This is a genomic window from Arthrobacter sp. zg-Y238 (genome assembly GCF_024385525.1).
Taxonomy (GTDB): domain Bacteria; phylum Actinomycetota; class Actinomycetes; order Actinomycetales; family Micrococcaceae; genus Arthrobacter_B; species Arthrobacter_B jinronghuae.
The window spans coordinates 558,951-578,378 of record NZ_JANFLU010000001.1; the positions used below are offsets into that span (position 1 = coordinate 558,951).

Below are 19,428 nucleotides of genomic sequence, written 5' to 3' on the forward strand. Positions count from 1 at the left end.
CGGGTCTACCGCCCCGGGTTTTTTATGCCTGCGAGGTTTTGAGGACGAAACCGGCGTAGTCCGGTGCCTCTTCCACCAACCCGGAGTCGGTGTGGAAGGCCGACGCCACTTTGTAGGACTCCTCGGTGACCTTCGTGGAGGTGGCGATTTCCTTGGGCAGCAGGGCCACCAGCGCGTCCACGGTCTCCGGTTGGGTGTCCTTCAGATACTCGCCCAGGAGGGTCCGGGCCTTTTCCGGGTCGTCCTGGATCAGTGCCAGCGACTTATCCAGTGCCCGGTTGAATCCGTCCACCAGATCCTGTTTGGCCTCGATCTGGGCACCCGTGCTGAACACTGCGCCGTGGATAGGGGACCGCAGGGTTTCGACATCGCCGCGGGTCGGCGAGATGTAGATGCTGCCCTCGCCTGCGGTTTCCACCTGTTGCCCGATCGGCTGGAAGAAACACAGCGCGTCTACCCTGCCGGCGGTCAGGGCGCCGATAGCAGCGGTGGCGGCGCTGCCGATGTTGACCATGGTGGAATCTGTCTGGGCGTTCTTGCCGATCTTCTTGAACAGGTACGTCATCAGCGCTTCTGTTCCGCTGCCCGGTCCGGTGATGCCGATCTGCTTACCCACCAGGGCTTCGATCCGTTCCTCCAGCGGTGCGTCAGCAGAGGGTCCGTCAAAGTTGTTCCCCACCACCACGTCCACGTAGTACTCGGTGACCAGGCCGCTGACCAGCTTCGCGTCGTCGTCGATCTTGTACAGATTGAACGCGTCCGTAATGACGCCGGCGCCGAGATCGATGCTGCCGGACTTCAGGGCGGCAGCCACCTTGGCACCCGTTCCGAGCCGGGGGCGTTCTCCCATGGTGACTCCTTCAGCGGTGAAGAAGCCCTCCTGCTCGGCTACGAACAAGGGGAAAAACGCGATCGAGTCGCTGATCTGGCCCACATTCAGCACTCCCGAATCGGAGCTGCCGGCGTTGTTGGCGCAGGAGGCCAGGGCAGGGACGGCGGCGATGGCGGGAAGGACGAGCATCGACTTGAGCATGGTGCGTCTGGAGGGGGTAACCGTTTCAAGCATTGGAGTTCCAATCTGTGGAGGAAGAGTTAGTGCTCGTCCAGCGGCTTCCAGCGGTTGATCCGCTTGCTGAGGACGGCGACGCCGGAGTTCAGGATGGTGGCAACGATGGTCAGCACCACCAGGGTCGCGAAGACGCCGGCAGTGTCGAACTGTGCGGCGGAGGCGTTGATCAGGTAGCCGAGTCCTTGGTTGGACGCGACGAGCTCGCCGATGACCGCACCGATCAGTGCGTACGGGATGGCTACCTTCAAGCCGGTAAGGAACCCGGTCATGGAGGAGGGCAGTACCACCTTGAAGGCAACATGGCGGCGGTTGCCGCCCATCAGCCGGACGGCGTCGATCAGGCCGCGGTCCACTTCGCGGACCCCGGCGGCGGTATTGAGGAAGACGAGGAAGAAGACCGTGGCGGCTGCCAGCAGCACCTTCATGTCCATGCCGATGCCGAACCACACAATGAACAGCGGTGCCAGGGCAACCTTGGGGATGGAATACAGGGCGAGCATAAACGGATCCAGCACCTGGTAGAGCAGGTTGAACGAGGCCAGCAGGTATCCCACCAGGGCACCGGCGAGTGCTCCGAAGAAGAACCCGAGGAGGATCTCCTGCAGGGTGATCCAGGTGTGTGTCCAGAGCGTGCCGTCAGTTATCCAGTCCACCAGCCGTTCCAGGATCAGGCTGGGCTTGCTGACGAAGGTGATATCGATGACCGGCCCTGCGGTGATCTGCCACAGGGTCAGGAAGGCCACCAGCACTGCCGCACGCAGGCCCCAGACAATGGTTGAGTGGCCGAACTTGTCCCACCAGGTGCGGTTCAGGTCTTCCTTGACCGGACCGGACCCGGCCGACAGCGGCGGTACCCGGTCCGTTCCCGGTGCCGTTGCCGCCGGCAGTGCCGGCTCGGCCGCGGATGCAGCACTCATGCCGTGGATCCTTCCTTGAGGGCGGCAGCAAGTTTCTTATGCAGTGCCACGAATGTCGGGTCAATCCGGGTTTCATCCACCGACCGGGGACGCGGAATGTTGATCGGCTCATCCAGCAGGATCCGGCCGAGCTGGCCCAGGACCACAACACGGTCGCCCAGGAGGAGGGCCTCCTCGATGTCATGGGTGACAAAAACCACCGTCTGCCCGGAGCCCTGCCACAACCGCAGCAGTTCCTCCTGAAGTTCGTTGCGCAGCTGCGCATCCAGTGCACCGAAAGGCTCGTCCATCAGGAGGGTTTTCGGCGCCCCTGCCAGCATTCGGGCGAGGCTGGCGCGGCGCCGCATTCCGCCGGAGAGCTCCCGGGGATAGTGGTTCTCGAATCCGGACAGTCCGACCTTGGCGATGAGTGCCTGCGCCACCTCCCGGCGCTTCTCCTTGGATTCGCCGCGGATTTCCAGCGGCATTTCGACATTGCGAACGACGTCGCGCCACGGCATAAGCGTGTCCGACTGCGTCAGGTAGCCGATATCCACGTTGGGTCCGTTGAGTACCGAGCCTTGGTAATGCACGGTTCCCGAGCTGGGCCGGGTAAGCCCGGAGAGCAGGTTCAGCATGGTGGATTTCCCGCAGCCGCTGCGGCCGAGGATGCTGACGAATGTGCCTTCCTCGATGGAAAGGTCAAAGTCCCGCAGGGCAACCGTGGCGGTATTATCGCGCTCGAACTGCTTGCTCAGTCCGGAGATTTCCAGTAGGGAGCTCATACGGCCTGCACCTTGCTCCGGTGGTGGGACGGGGCATCCGGGAGCGGTTCCGCGCCGGCCAGCCAGCGGCTGTTATGCACCGTCATCAGCCGGACCTCTTCCTCCGTGAAATCCTGCGCCAGCAGCAGGTCCGCGGCGATGGCCAGCCCGTCCTCGACGGGAGGGTTGAAGGGCTGTCCGAGGTCACTGCTGATGACTGAGTTCTCAGGGCCGGCATGGCGGATGTTGGAGAACCAGAGGTCCCAGGAGACCTTGCCGGTAAGGGGAGTGGTCAGGCACCGCTCCAGCAGGGCTCCCTGCTCCGCCAGCTCCCGCTGCTGATCCAGCAACATGCGCTGGGAGGTGAACTCCGGGTGGGTAATCACCATCCGGCGTACGCCCAACTCCACGGCTGCCGGAATCAGGCTGCCCGATTCGTCGGCGTGCAGGTGGCCGGTTGCGAGCGTCATGTCGTGCTTTGCGATCAGCTCCAGGACCTGGCGGGCCTCTGGAACGAGTCCGCCCCCGGATTCCACCTCCACAGCGGGTGCGGCCATGCCGGCGGCGCGCAGGTCCTCCTGCAGCTGGGCCCACATGGGCGGGGTGGCGCCTTCGGGTTCTTCCGAGAGGCAGGACCGCTGGTTTGAGCTGTCCACGGTTGGCAGCCAGACAAACTGCGCTCCGCCACGGGCGGCGATCTCCACGGCGATAGGGTTCAGGCCCCCCACGGAGGCGTTCAGGGTGATGGCCCCAAGGACATCCACGTCCGGGTGTACCTTGCGGACGACGGCGGCGCGCTCTGCGGTGGGCGTGTAGTGGGACTTGAGCACAAATCCGGCCATTCCGAGCTCCGCGAAACGGGCGGCTAGATCAATATCGTCAATTCGGCGGCGCATAACGTCCGGTGCAATGTGCACGTGGACGTCATAGGCGTCCCGGACCAGGTCCCGTGCGCGGGCGGAGGGCTGGTGATGGTCGGACATAAGGCTCCCTTGCCTGTTCAGCGGTTGGTGCCCAAATTGTCGCCAATAATGTCAACGGTTGTCAATGTTCAAAAGTGACCTGCTTCACAATCGCCCGCAATTCGGGCAGGACAATGAACAGCGCCGACGCGAAATGCGCCGGCGCGGGGATTCTGGTGGCGGCGGGGTGCGGCTAAGCCGAGCGGACGTTGTCCGGTTCCGATTGCCCCGCGCGTTCGCTTCGCCCGTTGAACACCACATACCGGTAGGCGAAATAGCGGAAGATATTGCCCAAGGCGATTCCCACCACGTTGCCGGAAATGTTGTCCGCAAACGTGCTGCGGAAACCCAGCACGTAGTGGGAGATGTACAGGCAGCCGGTGGAAATGAGCAGTCCCACCAGGTTGGTGAGGGCGAACAGCAGCGTCTCGCTGCGGATGCTCCGGGTGCGCAGCTTCCGGAAGGTCAGGTAACGGCTGCCCAGCCAGGAAACGGTCGTGGCCGCCGCCACGGAGATGGTCTTGGCAAGAATCGGGCTGTCCGGTACCAGGGTGGCGGAGAGAATATTGAACAGGCCTACGTCAACCACGAAGGCGACGGCGCCGACTGCCGAAAACGAGCCCAGACGGCGGACGATTGCGCGCACCTTGCTGGTTTCTGCCATTACCGAAAAATCCGTTCAACGCATTGCTGCGGGACGCAGCTTCCTGCCCTTGCCGGTGCGCACACGCGGGGAGGGACTTTTACCTTTCGGATGATGGCACAAAGTGGATTTGGCCTCAAAATCCGTGCCGATGCAAGCCGGATCAGGGCAATGTGACCGTAAATACAGTGCCTTTGCCGGCCTCGCTTTCCATTGCGATGGTGCCCCCGTGCTCTTCCACAATGCGCTTGGTGATCACCAGGCCGAGCCCGACGCCGGGGATCTGCGCCCGGCGTGCGGTTCCGGAGCGGAAGAACTTGGTGAAGACCTCCGCCTGCTCGGCCTCGGTCATGCCAATGCCGGCGTCCGCTACCCGAAGGACAGTGGAGCCGCCTTCGGTGCGCCAGGCGCTGACCGTCACCTGGCCGCCGTCGGGCGAGTATTTCACCGCGTTGGAGAGCAGGTTATCCAGCACCTGGGAAATGCGCTTGGGATCGACCATTGCAGGCAGGGTCTCGGGGACCTCGGCAACGATGGTGACCGCGTTGATTTCGGCACGTGGTGCGGCGGAGGTGATGCCGGAGCGGACCAGATCGCTGAGGTCCGTGACTTCCTGCTGAACGTTGGCGGAACCGGCTGCGGCCGTGAGCAGGTCCGAGACCAGGTGCAGCAGCTTCTCGGAATTCCGCTGGGCCACCTTCAGCGAGGAGGCCACATATGCCGGGATCGCATCCTCTTCATCCAGCGCCAGTTCCAGATAGCCCATGATCGAGGTCAACGGGGTACGCAGTTCGTGGGACACGTTCGCCACGAAATCGTCCTTCGCCGCCACGGCGTTCACCAGGCCGGTGACGTCGCTGTAGGCGATCACGGAACCGCGGAAGGCGTCGCCGTCGCCCTTGACGGAGCGGGCCGAGACGCTCAGCGCCTTCTGCTCTTCGCCGGTCCCGTACCAGACCAGTTGGTCGGAAAAGGACTGGCCCCGGGCTGCCCGCTTCACCGGGCGCTGGTCCACCGGGATGGGCGTGGTGCGGTCCGGCCCGAAAATGTACATCTCCGCTTCGGTGGGGCGGGTGGTGAAGGAAGGGGCGGCGAGGCGTTCGTGGAGCTGCTGGCGCGAATTAGTCAGGATGCGTCGGCCGTCCCCGTCAATGACCGCCACCCCCACCCGGATGGTGTTCAGGATGGTTTCCAGCATCGATTCCTTGCGCAGGCTCTCCATCAGCGAAGCCTGCAGGACAACGTCCTTTTCCTGCAGCACCACTGCCTGGGCGGTGAGGCTGGCCTCAGCCTCGGCGCGGGCGGCCTCGGCGTCCTCGGCGGTGCGCAGGGCCGAGATGAGGTCACGCTCATACAACCGGCGCTCGTGCGCATAGAAGGCAACCACCTGGTCAAGGGCCGGCCGGCCGCCGGCTGCGGGGGAGCGGGTGGCGGAGAGCAGGACCGGGATGCGCTGGCCTTCGGGGCCCAAAAGGTCGACGGCGAGTTCGGCAAACGCGGCGTTCAACGCCAGCTGCGGCATGGCGTGGGTGGTGTAGACAATCCGGTCGCCCACGGGCAGCAGCTTCAGGAAGCTGGTGCCGCGGACCTCGTCCAACGCCTTGCCGATCCATTTCTGCGCGGTGCCGTTGGCGTCCACCACCGTGCCGTCCGTCAGGGTGATGAAATAGCCCGCCGGAGCGGTTTGGGACAGGGCGCGGTAGTCGAGCCGGAAATCCAGGTCCACGATGCGCCTACTTCGACTGTTGCAGGTAGGCGAGGATGATGTCTGCGGTCTCCTCGGGCGCACTGACATGGGGGAGATGGCCGGTGGCCTTCATCTGCACCAGCGTGCTTTGCGGAATGTGTTCCTGCAGGTAGCGGCCCACATGGTCCGGGGCCAGCAGGTCCGCGGATGCCTGCATGATCAGCGCGGGGACAGACACCCGGGGCAGCAGGCTCCTGACATCGGTCAGGAATGCCACGCGGGCAAACTGGCGGGCGATGCCGGGGTTGACCCGGCAGAAACTGCCTTCGAGTTCGGCGCCCAAAGCCGGAGCTGCCGGGTTGCCCATGATTACCGGCGCCATGGTGGCGGCCCAGACGAGGTAATTGGTGTCCAGGGAAACAAGAAGTTCGTCCAGGTCCGCCCGGCTGAAACCGCCTTCGTAGCCGTCCTCGGGATAGTCCAGGTAACTGGGCGACGGGGCTACCAGGATGATCCGGGCAAAGCGTTCCGAATCGGTGGCCCCGGCAGCAATGGCCATCATGGCGCTGACACTGTGGCCGATAAAGGTGACGTCCCGCAGGTCCAGATCAACACACAGTTTCAGGACATCGGCTACGTAGCCGTCCAGCGTGGCGTACTTCGCCGGGGTGTAGGCAGCGAGGTCGGAACCCCCGGCACCGACGTGGTCGAAGAGAACCACTTTGTACTCGTCGGTGAAACGGGGCAGTACCCGGGACCACATGCCCTGGTCGCAGCCGAAACCGTGGGCGAAAAGCAGTACCGGTCCGTCCGCTCGTCCCAGTACGCGAACATTGTTCCGGGTGCGGATATCAGTCTTCATTAACCTGTACGCCTGCTTTTCTTCTTATTCCGTGCCCGCATTGCCGTGAGCCGAGTCTCAGCAAATATTACAGGTCCAATACCGCTTAAACGGCCAGCGGGGACGCATATGGAAATGCGCTGTCGAGGGCCGGTGGTAATGCCGGGAAAACGGTTGTACTTCCGGCCCCACTCACCAATCGAAAGTGCATCAGTTACCGTTTAGCACCCCGAAAACGGTAACTACCGCTTTTTCGCCACGGCATAGCGGAGTTCCGCTGCGCCGCCGTCGAACTGCGTGCTGGCGATCATGCGCATGGGGGCGGTGGGACCGGACACCGGCAGGAGGCGCCGCCCGCTGCCCAACGCCACCGGCATGTAAGTGACCCACAGTTCGTCCAGCAGTCCGGCTTGGGCGAACTGCGCCGCCACGTTGCCTCCGCCCACCACCCAGATGTTCCCTTCTCCCGCCGCATCACGAGCCGCCTCGAAGACCTTCCGTACGTCACCGGAGGCAAACCGTACGTCCCCCTGCGCCGGAGCGGACTCCTTCCCGTGCGTGAGTACCCAGCACGGCTGGGTGTACTCCCAGCTTTCCGGTTGCTCCGCCCGGACCCAGCGGTAGGTTTCCGCCCCCATAACCACCGCGCCGACGTCGGCCATGAACCTGTCGTAGTGGTCCTGGAACGCCTCGAAACCGAACTGGAGCAGCCAGTCCAGGCGGTCGTCATCGGTGGCAATAAAACCGTCAAGGGAGGATGCGACGTAATAGATGACCTTGGGCATGGGATGAGGATAGTCCTCGGCAACGGGAGGGAAGTAGTGGCGGGCGGGCTTAGCAGGCCGGAATGGAATTACTTGCCCAAGAATGTTCCGAGCGGAGTCTTTCGCGGCTGCAGGGGGGCGTTCGACCAAGCATCTGGGATAGGTTGATAGGCAGTGAACCATAAGTAGCCTGATCATTTCCGAGTCGGTGATTTCAGCCGGCCGGGCGCGACAGTACGGAAGGAAAAAACATGAGTGAGCGGCTCGTAGCGGATCTGATTGTCGAACGACTGCAGGCCTGGAACGTGGACCGGGTGTTCGGCTACAGCGGAGACGGCATTAACACGGTCCTGGGCGCGATGCGCCGCAGCGGCGACCCCGAGTTCATCCAGGTCCGGCACGAGGAGAACGCCGCATTCATGGCGGTGGGGCACGCGAAGTACACCGGCGGGGTAGGGGTGATGATGTCCACCCAGGGGCCCGGGGCAATCCACCTGCTCAACGGCCTGTACGACGCCAGGCTGGACGGGGCGCCCGTGGTGGCCATTGTCGGACAGCAGTCCCGCAGCGTGCTGGGGTCCTCCTACATGCAGGAGGTGGATCTGATGAACCTGACCCGGGACGTTGCCTCGGCGTTCCGCCAGCAGATCAATTCCCCGGAGCAGGTCCCGCTGGTGCTGGACCGCGCGTTCAAGAAGGCGCTGGCCACCGGCACGCCCGCCGTCGTCATCATCCCGCATGACGTGCAGCAGGCCCCGGCGCCGGAACTGGAACAGGAGCACGGCATCCTGAACACCGTCCCGGTGTTCAGCCCCGCGCGGACCTCACCGGACGAAGCGGACATCCGGGCTGCCGCGGATCTGATCAATTCCGGCGAGCGGGTGGCCCTGCTGGTTGGGCAGGGCGCCCGCGACGCCCGCGCCCAGGTTGCCGCCCTGGCCGAGAAGATCGGTGCGGGCATCACCACCAGCCTGCTCGGCAAACCGTACGTGGATGAAACCCTGCCGCTCGCCGCCGGAACCATGGGGCACCTTGGCACCAGTTCCGCCGGCTACGTGATGGACAACTGCGACACCCTGCTGATCATCGGGTCCAGCGACCCATGGACGGAGTTCTATCCCAAGCCGGGGACCGCGCGCGGGGTGCAGATTGACCGGGACGCTTCGGCAATCGGGAACCGCTACCCGGTGGAGGTCGGCATCACGGGAGATGCCGTAGCCAGCCTGGACGCCCTGATTCCGTTGCTGGAAGCTAAACCGGATGCCCCCTGGCGGCGGCAGGTGGAGGAAAGCGTGCGCCGCTGGCACGACCTGGCCCGGGTGCGGGCCATGACGCCGGCCGATCCGGTGAACCCCGAACGCGTGGTCTATGAGCTGAACCGCCGCCTGCCGGACAATGCGCAGGTGGCGGTCGACGTCGGCAGTTCCGTGTACTGGTACGCGCGGCAGCTGCACCTTCCGGAGGGCGTGCCGGCGCACCTGTCCAGCACGCTGGCCAGCATGGGCTGCGCCGTGCCGTACGGACTGGCCGCGAAGCTCGCCTATCCGGACCGTCCGGTGGTGGCGCTCTCCGGCGACGGCGCCATGCAGATGGCCGGGGTGACCGAACTGATCACCCTCAGCCGGCTCTGGCAGAAGTGGGAGGATCCGCGGTTCGTTCTCTGCGTACTGAACAACCGCGAGCTGGCCGAGGTCACCTGGGAACAGCGCGAGATGGAGGGCGATCCCCGGTTCGAGGACAGCCAGTCGCTGCCGGACTTCAAGTACGCCGAGTACGCCAAGCTGCTGGGACTGGAAAGCATCCGGGTGGAGGATCCTGAGCTCCTGGGCGAGGCCTGGGACGTGGCGCTCGCCGCCACCCGGCCGTTCCTGATCGAGGTAATCACCGATCCCGCAGTACCGCTGCTTCCGCCGTTCCCCAGCGGGGCCGCCCAGGCCGAAACCATGAAGGACGGCCTGGCGCAGGAGGGCGCCGCGGGCGAGCACGCGCGCCGGCTGCTGGATATTTACCTGGAGCAGGAAGAAGGCCTGTACCGGGACCTCTGAGCAGGCGGAGGGGGAGGCAGGGAACAACCCCGGACACCGGAACGGGCGCACCCGCGGTGGGTGCGCCCGTTCCTCCGTTCGGTGCCCGTCCTAGGTGCGGGTCGGCGCGCCGAGCTCCACGGGTTCCTCATCATTCAGGTAGGCAGACTCGGAGTGGGCCATGAGGTCGATGCCCCGAAGTTCACTTTCCTCGGGGATGCGCAGGCCGATGGTCAGCTGCAGCACCTTGGCAATCAGCCAGGTCACCACGAAGGAGTAGACCAGTACGGCTCCGCAGGCGATTGCCTGGCTGCCGAGCAGGGAGAAGCCGCCGCCGTAGAAGAGGCCGCTGACTCCGTTAGGTGCCGCCTCGGTGGCGAACAGGCCAATCAGGAGGGTGCCCAGCAGGCCGCCGACGGCGTGTACCGCCACCACGTCCAGCGAGTCGTCGAAGCCAAGGCGGAACTTCAACTCGATGGCCAGCGAGCAGACCAGTCCGGCGATCGCACCGATGGCGACGGCGCCCAGGGGGCTGACCGCCCCGCAGGCGGGGGTGATGGCCACCAATGCGGCGATCAGGCCCGACGCCGCCCCCAGACTCGAGGAGCGGCCCAGCCGCAGGCGTTCCATCAGCATCCAGCCGAGCATGCCCGCAGCTGCCGCGACTGCCGTATTAAGGAAGACAACGGCGGCTGAGTGGCCGGCGCTGAGGGCGGAACCGGCGTTGAAGCCGTACCACCCGATCCAGAGCAGGCTTGCTCCCAGCAGGATCAGCGGGCGGCTGTGCGGCTGGCCGTGCGAGTGCGGCCAGCCTTTGCTGCGGCCCAGGACCAGTGCCAGGGCCAGGGCGGCAACGCCGGCGTTCAAGTGCACCGCGGTACCGCCGGCGAAGTCGATGGCGCCCAGCTGGTTGGCGATCCAGCCGCCGACGACGGTGCCCTCGGCGTTGTCGAAAGCGAACACCCAGTGCGCCACCGGGAAGTAGACCAGCGTGGCCCAGAGCCCGGCGAAGACCATCCAGGCCCCGAACTTCATCCGTCCGGCCGCGGAGCCGGCAACCAGGGCGGTGGTTACACACGCAAACATCAGCTGGAAGACGGCAAACAGAGCCACCGGGATGGATGCGGCCGGATCTTCTGTAAGGAGTTCGGAGAGGCCGAGGTATTCCAGCGGGTCGCCCAGCAGGCCCATGCCGCCCAGCGAGTCGCCGAACGCGGCGGAATAGCCGTAAAGCACCCAAAGGACGGCCACGAGGCTGGCCCCGCCAAAGCACATCATCATCATGTTCAGGATCCGCCGTGAGCCCACCATGCCGCCGTAGAAGAAGGCGATTCCGGGGATCATCAGGCAGACCAATGCGGAGCTGGCCAGCAGCCAGGCCGTGTTTCCAGAGTCCATGGAGGTACTCCCGTTCGGGTTGTGCGCCCGTTCCTGCCTCTGCCGATGCAGCCGGGCGGAGAATATGGACGGGCCAGCCCCCCGCGGCTGGCCGGCACCCCGGTACCGGCGGCGCTGGTTTAAGCATGGGGCCGGTATGTTTCGGCCGGGAGCGCCTGCAGGTTAGCGCTGCGTTAACGCGGTCTGGATGTCTGCTGGGAGGTTTCTGGACGTGCAGGGCGGAGGCGCGGGTGCCGACCGCGGACTAAGCGTTACGGGGCATGCCGCGGCCGAAGGCAAAGGCTCGGACAATCTGGATTGCGCCCAGGACAACAAGGAAGATCCCGCCGTAAATCACCAGAACCGCGAGGGTCTCCAAGGGGAGGAAGAGCACCACTATTCCGGCGAGGATGCTCAGGATGCCCAGCACAATGGCGAACCAGCGGGAGCCGCCGCGGTCGGACTCGGCCAGGGCCATCACGCCCTCCACAATCCACGCGATCCCGATTACCAGCCCGAGCGCCGTCAGGCTTTCCATGGGGTTGCGCATGGCGATCACGCCGACCACCAGCAGGGCAAGGCCCACCAGGATGTTGAGGATCTTCAGCCCTGCGCCCAATCCGGTGAAAACGCCGAGCAGGATGCGGACGGCACCGGCAATGAGGAAATACAGGCCGAAGAGGACCGCGAGCACCTCGAGCGTCGCTCCGGGCCAGAAGAGGATAAGCAGCCCCAGGACCACGGAAACCAGACCGGTGATGCCCAGTCCGAGGCGGATTCCCCGCACTACGGACTTGGCCAGGTTCAGGGCGTCCAATGCGAACCCGCCCTGTTGATGGAACTCGCTGCCTGAAGCGGACATCCTCAAGACCTCCAGAGAGATTCCCCCATCGGCCCGGCGGGGCGCCGGTCTCCCCAGTATCCGATGCCAACACCCTGCTTCTCTAGGGAACAGCCGCAGAACCGGCCGGCCGGACCCGGATCACCACTGCGGCTGCCCGGCACCGTCGGGAACAGGTGCACCCGTTAGAAACCCAGCAGGTCCCGGACCTCGGCATCGGTGGTCTGGCCGAACCGGCGGTACGCCAGTCCCACGGCGTCCAGTCCGCTGTGCGGCCAGGGCACCACGACGTCGTCTGCCGGTGGGCTGAGCAGCTCCGCCGCACTGCCGCACGCTACCGGCGCGGCGGCGACCAGCCGGGCCGGGTCCAGCTGCCGGACGGCACCAAGTGCCGCGCGCATGGTCGCTCCGGTGGCCAGCCCGTCATCCACCGCAATGACCGTGCAGCCGGCAATGCGACGTTCCGGTAATCCGTGGCGGAACAGCTCCTCCCGTCTCCGGACCTCGCCGAGCTGTTCCTCGGCGGCGGCCGCGAACAGGGCCTCTGCGTCCTGCGTGCGGCTGCGCCAATACCGGAGCACGTCCTCATTGCGGACAGTGCAGACCGTTCCCGCGATGCCGGCCACTGCGCCGGCGGCCAGTTCGGGCTGTTCCGGATAGCCGATCTTCCGCACCACCACCACATCCAGCGGCGCGGACAATGCGCGGGCCACCTCGGCCGCCACCGGAATCCCGCCGCGGGGGAGGCCCAGCACCAGCAGGCCCGGTACACCCGCGTAAGCCGACAGCCCGACGGCGAGCGCGCGGCCGGCGTCGGCGCGGTCCTGCCAGCGGGGGGAGGGGGCGGAGGAGGAGAAGAACATGGGATGGGGTTATCCGGTGGGACGGAGAATGGGGTTCGGTGCTCCTCCCAAGCTAGGGACCGCGGCAGGCACCGGCAAGGGGTCCACCCAACCGCCGCGTTGCCAAACCGGGGCCGGCATAGAAAGGTGGCCTTATGACGCAGACAGCAGTGATTACAGGAGCCACTTCCGGAATAGGTGCCGAGTTCGCCCGCCAGCTGGCACAGCGCGGCTATGACCTGGTGCTCACCGGCCGGAATACCGAGCGGCTGGAATCCACTGCGGCGGAACTGGCCAGGGACTACTCCGTGAAGACCGAGTGGATCGCGGCCGACCTCGCCACCCGGGAGGGAGTGGACGCCGTCGCCGACCGCGTGCAGAAGCCCGACGTCGGACTCCTGGTCAACAACGCCGGATACGGCTTGAAAAACGATTTTGCCCGGAACGAGCTGCAGGCTGAGATCGACCACCTGAACGTGCTGGTGGGGGCACCGCTGCAGCTGAGCCACACTGCACTGAACGCGATGCAGTCCAACGGCGGCGGCCGGATCATCAACGTGGCCTCGGTGGCCGGCTTCATTCCCCGCGGAACCTACAGTGCAGCCAAGGCGTGGGTGATCAACTTCAGCCGCTGGGCCAACCTCTACTACCGGGGCCGCGGCATCACCGTGACCGCGGTATGCCCGGGCTTCGTGCACACGGAATTCCACGCACGGATGGAAATGGACAAGAGCCTTTACCCCAAGTGGATGTGGCTCAATGCGGACCGCGTGGTGCGCGAAGCCCTGGCGGACGCCTTCGCGGGCAAGGGCGTCTCGATTCCGTCCAAGCGGTACCGGGTCCTGGCCACGGTGGGCAGCCGGGCGCCGCAGGCACTGGTGGCCCGGCTGGCGGGCCGGGGGCGGTAGGGGAGCGGCCGACGTCGGACGTCACGGAAGCTGGCGCAGCCGTGGCAGCGGGCCTAGGCACGGCCCTTTCCCTCCGGCGCCGCTTAACGCCGGTTCGAAACCGGAGGTATGCCAAAGGTGCGGAATTCCTCGGGACGGTAGGAACCCCACATGTTCCACCAATTCTCCTCCGCGCCCCATTTCACCGGTGGGCGGGTGTCATCGTAGACCTGTTCCAGGTCGGTATAGAGCTCCACCACTGCGCCGGAGGTTTCAACATAATAGGCGGCAATGTTGTGCCCGGCGCCGTGGCGCACCGGTCCCCAGATCAGCTCGCGGCCAACCCGGTTCAACCGGTCCCCGAGTTTTCCGAGGTCAGCTATGGACTGGGTCTGCCAGGCGTGGTGGTGGAATGTACCGCGGCCCTGGATGAGGGCGATGCCATGGTGGTCGGCATTACAGCGCATGAAATAGGCAAAGTCATCACCAATGACATCGGAGAGCCGGAAATCCAGTACACGGGCCAGGAACTCCATCATTCCGCGCACGTTGCGGGGGTGGAGATTCACATGGCCGTACCGGTCCGGACCGAAGGACAACGCCCCGGGCCGGTGTGGCTGCGGGTCGGTATAGATATCGAAGACCCATCCTTCTGGCCCAATGAAACTGAAGCCGTCCTGCACTCCGCCAAGCGGCTTGTCGCTGATCACGGGCAGGTTCTCGGCTTCCACCCGCCGTCGGATTTCCTTGAGGGCGTCTCCGTCACGCGCCACCAGACCCAGCGCATGGATCCCGTTGGTATCCGATTCCACGTACACCAGTTCATGGTGAACTGCCGCCGCTGCCAGGTAAACCTCGCGTCCTGCCTGTTCCGTGACACGCAGTCCAAGAAGCCCGGTTGCATCAGCGATCGACGCTTCGATGTCAGTTGTCTGGATGGCCACATGGCCCATTTCCCGAATTAAACCCCACGACATGAGTGCTCCTTAGCTGGTTTGTTGTAGCGGTTTGCCGGACGGATTCGGTGCCGAAGGGGCACCCTGTTCCGTCCCGGGGTGCAAACCGGGGACGAGGCGGGACAAATCCGCCAAAGCGGCCTGCTCCGCTGCGGCGGGGACTGCAGCAGCGACATACCGGTCGGGGCGGACAATGAGCGAGGTGCCTGCAGGCAGCCCGTTGAAAGCACCGCCGGTGTCGGTGATCCCGGCAGCAGCTGTGCGGGCATCCGAACCTGCCGGAAGTGGAATAACCTCAAAGCGGCTGTTTCCGTGAAAGCGCAGCATGCTCCAGCCCTGCCCGAGCAGGGAATCGAGAGAATCGGTGCTGCCGGAATCGGATTGCACCGCAGGTTGGGGCAGCGCACGTCCAATGAAAGCAGCCACCGCCGTGGCCTGGCGGGATCCTGCGTTCACCAGGCACCCGTCGGAGTAGTGGGGCTGCTTGAGGAACCTCATCCCTGTGACCCAGCGTTTCAGCGGCGGGACCAGTGCTGTCGCGGAAAGGAGTCCATCCCTCACCGTGGCGGCCAGCGGATTCGTGGCCATAACCACCTTTCCGATGAGGTGCGAGAGGCGCACCATTTCCGCGGTGTGGGGCCTGCGTTCTGCGGCGTACGTGTCCAGCAGGGTCTCAGGGGCGCCGTCCAGGACATTGGCGGCAAGCTTCCAGGAGATGTTTGCGGCATCCCTTATGCCTGCATTCAATGCCTGGCCTGCGAACGGCGGCATCAGATGCGCAGAATCGCCGGCAAGGATCACCCGTCCCTGCCGGTAAGACTCGGCAATCCGCTGGTGGGCAACGTACACCGCGGCGCGGCGGATATTCTGGGGCTCTACGGATTCGAACGGTGACACGAGGCTTTGAATGAAGTCGGGCGCGGTGACATCACCGGCCGTTTCTCCCGGGAGCAGCATGAACTCGTAACGCCGCCGTCCGTTCGCCCCGGGGACCACGACCACGGGCCGGCTGGCGTTGCAATGGAACTCGGCGAATTTCTCCGTTGGAACCTGTGAATTGATGATGTCTACGACGATCCAGTGCTGGGTTTGGGTGCTGCCTTCCAACGCGATACCGAGCTGGGAGCGGATCGGGCTCCGGCCGCCGTCGCAGGCCAGAACCCACTGCGAGCGCACCGTTGTCTTTCCATCCCGGCCCGACAGGACGGTTTCTGCATGATTGCCGTGCTCTGAGATCTGCAGGGCCTCCGTGCTGAACCGCAGATCGATGGTGGATGACCGCCGGCGCACTGCGTCGAGGAGCAGGGATTCCATCACCGGCTGGTCGAACTGCGATTTGCCCGGGTGGCCCAGTCGGGCCTGGCCGGGACGTACCTCGGCAAGAAGCTGCCCCCGGCGCCCGTAGTACCGCGCACCGGTGTCCATCAGCATCTCCGGGGCAAGCCGGTCCAGCACCCCGATTTGCGCCATGACACGCAGCGTCTCATCGGTAGCGCTTATGGCGCGGGGCGCATCGCTGGTCGATGCCTGCTTCTCGACGAGGACTACCTTCAGTCCATGGTCAGCAAGCAGCGCAGCTGCAGTCAACCCGATAGGTCCGGCCCCCACAACCAGTATGTCCGTGTCGATCACCTGTTCCACGCCGTGGTTCCTTCCGCCGTTCCGATGACTAGGCCACGCGTTCGACGGTGTTGCGAAGCACCCCGAGGCCGCTGATTTCGACCTCCACGACGTCTCCGTCATTGAGCAGCCCCTGCGGTTCCATGAAGAGTCCAACCCCGCCCGGAGTACCAGTGACAATGACGTCTCCGGCTGAGAGCTTCGTGAAGCCGGTGACGTATTCAATGAGGTCCGGAATCGGGAAGTAGAGATCGCGCAGCGAGGCTTTCTGCCGGACTTCGCCGTTGACCCGGGTCTCCAGGACCATTGAGTCCAGCTCCTCAACATCGGCGGCCGGCACGAGGTAGGGACCGAACGCTCCGGTGTCAGGGAAGTTCTTTCCGGGAATCCACTGCGACGCGGCGCGCTGCCAGTCACGGACGGAGAAGTCGTTGTAGGCCGCATAGCCGGCCACGTAGTCAAAAGCCTCGTCCTTTGACACATGCCACGCGTCTCGGGCGATGACCAGCGCCATTTCGCCTTCGTAATCGAACTGGGTGGTGCTGTCCGGCATTCCGGCGGGCTGAAGGTGTCCCATTTGCGTATCCGCGAACCGGGTAAAGACGGTCGGTGCCTTCTGCTCTGTCTTGCCGGTCTCCTCCTGGTGGCTGCGGTAGTTGACCCCAATGCAAATGATCTTGCCCGGCGCCGTGATGGGCGGCAGGAACGTAATGGCATCCTCATTGCTGGCGGGGGCTGCGGCGTACTGTTCCCGGGTGACCGTGCCGAAGACGCCGCTGCTGACCGCGTCGGCCAGGGTGGGCGCCAGATTAAGGCCGCTGGGACCGAGATCGTAGGCAGTGCCGTTCTCCACGATTCCCCAAGTGCGGTTTCCTTCAGTTGACACGAAACTTGCGTAATTCATGGCGGTCCTTTTTTCGGTGTTCCGGGAAAACAAACTCATATGTGTGTGACAGGTCACAACCCTAGGTCAGCAATAGACTACTAGTCAACAAATAAAATACTATTTACCTATTGGGGGTAGGCCCGGTGTAGGTTTAGGCGGAATTCGGACGAGGGAGATGCAGTGGCGAGTACCGGATACCGCGTAGTGGGCCAGATACGCGAGCAGATCCTGAGAGGCGAATGGGGGCCGGGCGTGCGTCTTCAACCGGTCGCGATGGCAGCAGTGTTGGGCACCAGCAGCACGGTTGTCCGCGAGGCCCTGGCCCGCCTGGCCGGAGACGGCCTGGTGACCACAAAGCCCAATCGGGGCTTTTTCGTACGTGACCTTAATCTGCAGGAGCTTTCGGATCTGACCGAGCTGCGGTGCGTCACCGAGGAGCTGGCCGCCAGACTGGCCCTTAGCCGGGGGGATGTAGCGTGGGAATCCGAGCTCATCGCCGTGCATCACCGACTTGCACGCATACCGCGGCGTTCAGCCGAGGACCCCGGGCACGTGGATGCCGCATGGCAGAAGGCGCATAAGGCGTTCCACCTCAAGTTGCTCGAGGCCTGTGCGTGCCAGCCGATGCTAAAGCTCGCATCTGATCTTTCCGATTCCACCGAGCTGTACCGCTGCTGGGCGGCGCCCCACGTGGAGCCCGGCAGCCGGGACGTGGAGGGGGAGCACCGGGCAATACTGAATGCGGCTTTGGGTCGGCATGCCGATGAGCTGGTCCGGCTGCTGCGGGAGCACTACGAGACAACGGTGCGGGTGGTATTGGACTCAGGCATAGCCGAAGAGTCCGCAGGGAGCTGAACTTCCAGTGCCCGGCTGCCGCCCAGCCGGGCACGGAACGTTTACCTCCGAAAGGTCGGTTACACGGCGCGGGTGACTCCGCCGTCCACACGGATATTCTGGCCCGTCACGTAGCTGGACTCTTGGCCGGCCAGGAACCGCACCACCTGGGCTATTTCCTGGGTGCTGGCTGCCCGCCGCAAGGGGATCCGCTGAGTCCACTCGGGCGGCACAGTGCTTGGATCCTCCTTCGTGTATCCAGGCAGAACGTTGTTCATTCGGATCCCCGCTGGCCCGAATTCGTCCGTGTAGAGCTTGGTAAAAGACGCCAGAGAGGCGCGGAACACGGCGGAAACCGGGTAGCGCGGGTTTGGTTCAAGGGGTGAACTTGTCGAAATGTTCACTATCGACCCGCCGCCGGCCTTCTCAAAATACGGGGTGACAATGCGGGCCATGCGCACCACGTTCATCAGGAACCCGTCCATTCCATCTTCCCAATCGGCATCCGACAGATCCAGGACCGGGCCGGACGCCCCGTGGCCGGTCCCGTTGATCACTGCGTCAATCCGGCCAAACTCCGTCAGGGCCAGGTCAACAATGGACTGCAGATCCTGTACTGACCTGTTGGAGCCGGTCAGGCCAACGCCTCCGTGCTCCCGGGCCAGCTCTGCGGCCCGCCCGGAGGGCGAAAGTGCTGCAACCCGATACCCGTACGACGAAAGGTCCCGCACCACGGCTGCACCGATACCCGAGCCGCCGCCCACAACCACGGCTGCTCTTTTCAGTACTTCTGTCATTGTTTCTCCTCGTCGGCAGCAACAGCGGCGGCCCGCCGGGCTATAAGTGCCTCCACCGCCGAGGCGGAGAGATCGGCAAACTCTAGAAAATCGATATCGTCGCCTGAGGACGCGGCGATGTAGAAACCATCCGTAAGTGCCCGGCCCAGCACCACCATTTTCCGGCCGAATTCGGGGTCCACGGCAAGCACTGAGTCCGGGATCTGCGGTTCCACCCGCTCGACCATCAACTCGAACATCTGCTTGCGGACTTCCAAGTACCGTTCACGGGCCAGGTTGCCGGTCAGCCGCTTTTCGAGTGCGAAGAGCAGCGCCAAAATCCAGAACGCCTCAGCCTTGTTTTCCGGATTTACCGACCCGCCGGCGGATCCGGCAATGCTGCGGCGGAGCAGGTCGCGGTTGGTGGGGCCGGTGTGGTCCGCTTTCCATGTTTCGAAGCAGTAATCGATCAGCTCCGAAAAGAGCTGTTCCTTGTTATTGAAGTGCCAGTAGACGGATCCCACCGGCAGCCCGGACAGGCGTGCCACCTCTGCCATGGTGGTTCCCTCGTAGCCGGCAGTCACGGCCAGGGTCAGGGCTGCATCCAAAATCGCCTGCTCGTTGCTGGGAGTGGACTGATGCGTGCGGCTTCTCCTTGTCACGGTCATTTCCCTCCTCTCTCGATCCGTAGTAGTACACGCCGACGATACGTTATTCCGATCTTGCCCTTTGTAGCCGCGGCGCCGGCCCCGGAGCCGC

19 protein-coding genes are annotated in these 19,428 nt (G+C 64.6%); 3 read left to right on the forward strand and 16 right to left on the reverse strand.

The genetic code is table 11. The features are described from left to right. Positions 1-22 precede the first annotated feature (22 nt). From NNX38_RS02840 to NNX38_RS02875, 8 genes are all read right to left on the reverse strand, one after another. A complete protein-coding gene (locus tag NNX38_RS02840; protein ID WP_255796629.1) occupies positions 23-1,066 on the reverse strand; it encodes an ABC transporter substrate-binding protein in 1,044 nt (347 codons plus the stop codon). Between the two features lie 26 nt (positions 1,067-1,092). Continuing rightward, positions 1,093-1,986 (reverse strand): ABC transporter permease, encoded by an 894-nt coding sequence (locus tag NNX38_RS02845; protein ID WP_229950701.1) that lies wholly within the window; start codon positions 1,984-1,986, stop codon positions 1,093-1,095. Continuing rightward, complete coding sequence (locus tag NNX38_RS02850) at positions 1,983-2,750, reverse strand: ABC transporter ATP-binding protein (protein ID WP_229950699.1); 768 nt, start codon at positions 2,748-2,750, stop codon at positions 1,983-1,985. Before NNX38_RS02850 ends, NNX38_RS02845 begins: the two co-directional genes overlap by 4 nt. Further along, a complete protein-coding gene (locus NNX38_RS02855) occupies positions 2,747-3,712 on the reverse strand; it encodes a DUF6282 family protein (protein WP_255796630.1) in 966 nt (321 codons plus the stop codon). The genes NNX38_RS02850 and NNX38_RS02855 overlap by 4 nt, the downstream gene beginning before the upstream one ends. Positions 3,713-3,884: 172 nt before the next feature. Then, entirely contained in the window at positions 3,885-4,355 is a 471-nt protein-coding gene (locus NNX38_RS02860) for a GtrA family protein (RefSeq protein ID WP_255796631.1), read from the reverse strand. A gap of 142 nt (positions 4,356-4,497) precedes the next feature. Next, the gene (locus NNX38_RS02865; RefSeq protein ID WP_255796632.1) at positions 4,498-6,060 is read right to left on the reverse strand and encodes an ATP-binding protein; all 1,563 of its coding nucleotides are present in this window, start codon (positions 6,058-6,060) and stop codon (positions 4,498-4,500) included. Between the two features lie 7 nt (positions 6,061-6,067). Continuing rightward, a complete protein-coding gene (locus tag NNX38_RS02870; RefSeq protein WP_255796633.1) occupies positions 6,068-6,883 on the reverse strand; it encodes an alpha/beta fold hydrolase in 816 nt (271 codons plus the stop codon). A 221-nt stretch (positions 6,884-7,104) separates the two neighbouring features. Beyond that, positions 7,105-7,647, reverse strand: coding sequence for a dihydrofolate reductase family protein (locus tag NNX38_RS02875; RefSeq protein ID WP_255796634.1), 543 nt, complete (start codon positions 7,645-7,647; stop codon positions 7,105-7,107). A gap of 230 nt (positions 7,648-7,877) precedes the next feature. Between NNX38_RS02875 and NNX38_RS02880 the strand changes: the two genes are divergently transcribed. Continuing rightward, positions 7,878-9,671 (forward strand): thiamine pyrophosphate-requiring protein, encoded by a 1,794-nt coding sequence (locus NNX38_RS02880; RefSeq protein WP_255796635.1) that lies wholly within the window; start codon positions 7,878-7,880, stop codon positions 9,669-9,671. A gap of 90 nt (positions 9,672-9,761) precedes the next feature. Here NNX38_RS02880 and NNX38_RS02885 read toward each other — a convergent pair whose 3' ends face one another. The 3 genes from NNX38_RS02885 to NNX38_RS02895 form a co-directional block, all read right to left on the reverse strand. After that, positions 9,762-11,048 (reverse strand): ammonium transporter, encoded by a 1,287-nt coding sequence (locus tag NNX38_RS02885; protein ID WP_255796636.1) that lies wholly within the window; start codon positions 11,046-11,048, stop codon positions 9,762-9,764. Positions 11,049-11,292: 244 nt separating this feature from the next. After that, positions 11,293-11,889, reverse strand: a complete 597-nt coding sequence (locus tag NNX38_RS02890) for an HdeD family acid-resistance protein (protein WP_255796637.1) — start codon at positions 11,887-11,889, stop codon at positions 11,293-11,295. 164 nt (positions 11,890-12,053) lie between these two features. Next, positions 12,054-12,731 carry a phosphoribosyltransferase gene (locus NNX38_RS02895; protein ID WP_255796638.1) on the reverse strand — a complete coding sequence of 226 codons (678 nt, stop codon included), beginning with the start codon at positions 12,729-12,731 and terminating at the stop codon, positions 12,054-12,056. A gap of 134 nt (positions 12,732-12,865) precedes the next feature. On the opposite strand from NNX38_RS02895, the gene NNX38_RS02900 reads away from it, so the two are divergent. Then, on the forward strand, positions 12,866-13,618 hold the full coding sequence (locus NNX38_RS02900) for an SDR family oxidoreductase (RefSeq protein ID WP_255796639.1): 753 nt from the start codon (positions 12,866-12,868) through the stop codon (positions 13,616-13,618). Positions 13,619-13,701: 83 nt separating this feature from the next. Here NNX38_RS02900 and NNX38_RS02905 read toward each other — a convergent pair whose 3' ends face one another. From NNX38_RS02905 to NNX38_RS02915, 3 genes are read right to left on the reverse strand one after another with little or no spacing between them, the layout of a single operon-like run. Continuing rightward, positions 13,702-14,574, reverse strand: a complete 873-nt coding sequence (locus tag NNX38_RS02905; RefSeq protein WP_255796640.1) for a VOC family protein — start codon at positions 14,572-14,574, stop codon at positions 13,702-13,704. A 9-nt stretch (positions 14,575-14,583) separates the two neighbouring features. Then, positions 14,584-16,194 (reverse strand): FAD-dependent monooxygenase, encoded by a 1,611-nt coding sequence (locus NNX38_RS02910; protein ID WP_255796641.1) that lies wholly within the window; start codon positions 16,192-16,194, stop codon positions 14,584-14,586. Positions 16,195-16,222: 28 nt separating this feature from the next. Then, positions 16,223-17,059, reverse strand: coding sequence for a fumarylacetoacetate hydrolase family protein (locus NNX38_RS02915; RefSeq protein WP_255796642.1), 837 nt, complete (start codon positions 17,057-17,059; stop codon positions 16,223-16,225). Positions 17,060-17,239: 180 nt separating this feature from the next. On the opposite strand from NNX38_RS02915, the gene NNX38_RS16885 reads away from it, so the two are divergent. Further along, positions 17,240-17,914, forward strand: coding sequence for a GntR family transcriptional regulator (locus NNX38_RS16885; protein ID WP_255796643.1), 675 nt, complete (start codon positions 17,240-17,242; stop codon positions 17,912-17,914). 59 nt (positions 17,915-17,973) lie between these two features. Here NNX38_RS16885 and NNX38_RS02925 read toward each other — a convergent pair whose 3' ends face one another. Together NNX38_RS02925 and NNX38_RS02930 are read right to left on the reverse strand one after the other, a co-directional pair. After that, positions 17,974-18,690, reverse strand: coding sequence for an SDR family oxidoreductase (locus NNX38_RS02925; RefSeq protein WP_255796644.1), 717 nt, complete (start codon positions 18,688-18,690; stop codon positions 17,974-17,976). Then, the gene (locus NNX38_RS02930; protein WP_255796645.1) at positions 18,687-19,331 is read right to left on the reverse strand and encodes a TetR/AcrR family transcriptional regulator; all 645 of its coding nucleotides are present in this window, start codon (positions 19,329-19,331) and stop codon (positions 18,687-18,689) included. Before NNX38_RS02930 ends, NNX38_RS02925 begins: the two co-directional genes overlap by 4 nt. Between the last annotated feature and the right edge of the window lie 97 nt (positions 19,332-19,428).

What these genes read in the sequence shown, in the direction of transcription:
- NNX38_RS02880 (WP_255796635.1), top strand. Translation starts at nt 7,878, where the DNA reads ATGAGTGAGCGGCTCGTAGCGGATCTGATTGTCGAACGACTGCAGGCC.
- NNX38_RS02925 (WP_255796644.1), bottom strand. Translation starts at nt 18,690, where the DNA reads ATGACAGAAGTACTGAAAAGAGCAGCCGTGGTTGTGGGCGGCGGCTCG.
- NNX38_RS02895 (WP_255796638.1), bottom strand. Translation starts at nt 12,731, where the DNA reads ATGTTCTTCTCCTCCTCCGCCCCCTCCCCCCGCTGGCAGGACCGCGCC.
- NNX38_RS02885 (WP_255796636.1), bottom strand. Translation starts at nt 11,048, where the DNA reads ATGGACTCTGGAAACACGGCCTGGCTGCTGGCCAGCTCCGCATTGGTC.
- NNX38_RS02875 (WP_255796634.1), bottom strand. Translation starts at nt 7,647, where the DNA reads ATGCCCAAGGTCATCTATTACGTCGCATCCTCCCTTGACGGTTTTATT.
- NNX38_RS02870 (WP_255796633.1), bottom strand. Translation starts at nt 6,883, where the DNA reads ATGAAGACTGATATCCGCACCCGGAACAATGTTCGCGTACTGGGACGA.
- NNX38_RS02905 (WP_255796640.1), bottom strand. Translation starts at nt 14,574, where the DNA reads ATGTCGTGGGGTTTAATTCGGGAAATGGGCCATGTGGCCATCCAGACA.
- NNX38_RS02840 (WP_255796629.1), bottom strand. Translation starts at nt 1,066, where the DNA reads ATGCTTGAAACGGTTACCCCCTCCAGACGCACCATGCTCAAGTCGATG.
- NNX38_RS02845 (WP_229950701.1), bottom strand. Translation starts at nt 1,986, where the DNA reads ATGAGTGCTGCATCCGCGGCCGAGCCGGCACTGCCGGCGGCAACGGCA.
- NNX38_RS02860 (WP_255796631.1), bottom strand. Translation starts at nt 4,355, where the DNA reads ATGGCAGAAACCAGCAAGGTGCGCGCAATCGTCCGCCGTCTGGGCTCG.
- NNX38_RS02855 (WP_255796630.1), bottom strand. Translation starts at nt 3,712, where the DNA reads ATGTCCGACCATCACCAGCCCTCCGCCCGCGCACGGGACCTGGTCCGG.
- NNX38_RS02890 (WP_255796637.1), bottom strand. Translation starts at nt 11,889, where the DNA reads ATGTCCGCTTCAGGCAGCGAGTTCCATCAACAGGGCGGGTTCGCATTG.
- NNX38_RS02900 (WP_255796639.1), top strand. Translation starts at nt 12,866, where the DNA reads ATGACGCAGACAGCAGTGATTACAGGAGCCACTTCCGGAATAGGTGCC.
- NNX38_RS02850 (WP_229950699.1), bottom strand. Translation starts at nt 2,750, where the DNA reads ATGAGCTCCCTACTGGAAATCTCCGGACTGAGCAAGCAGTTCGAGCGC.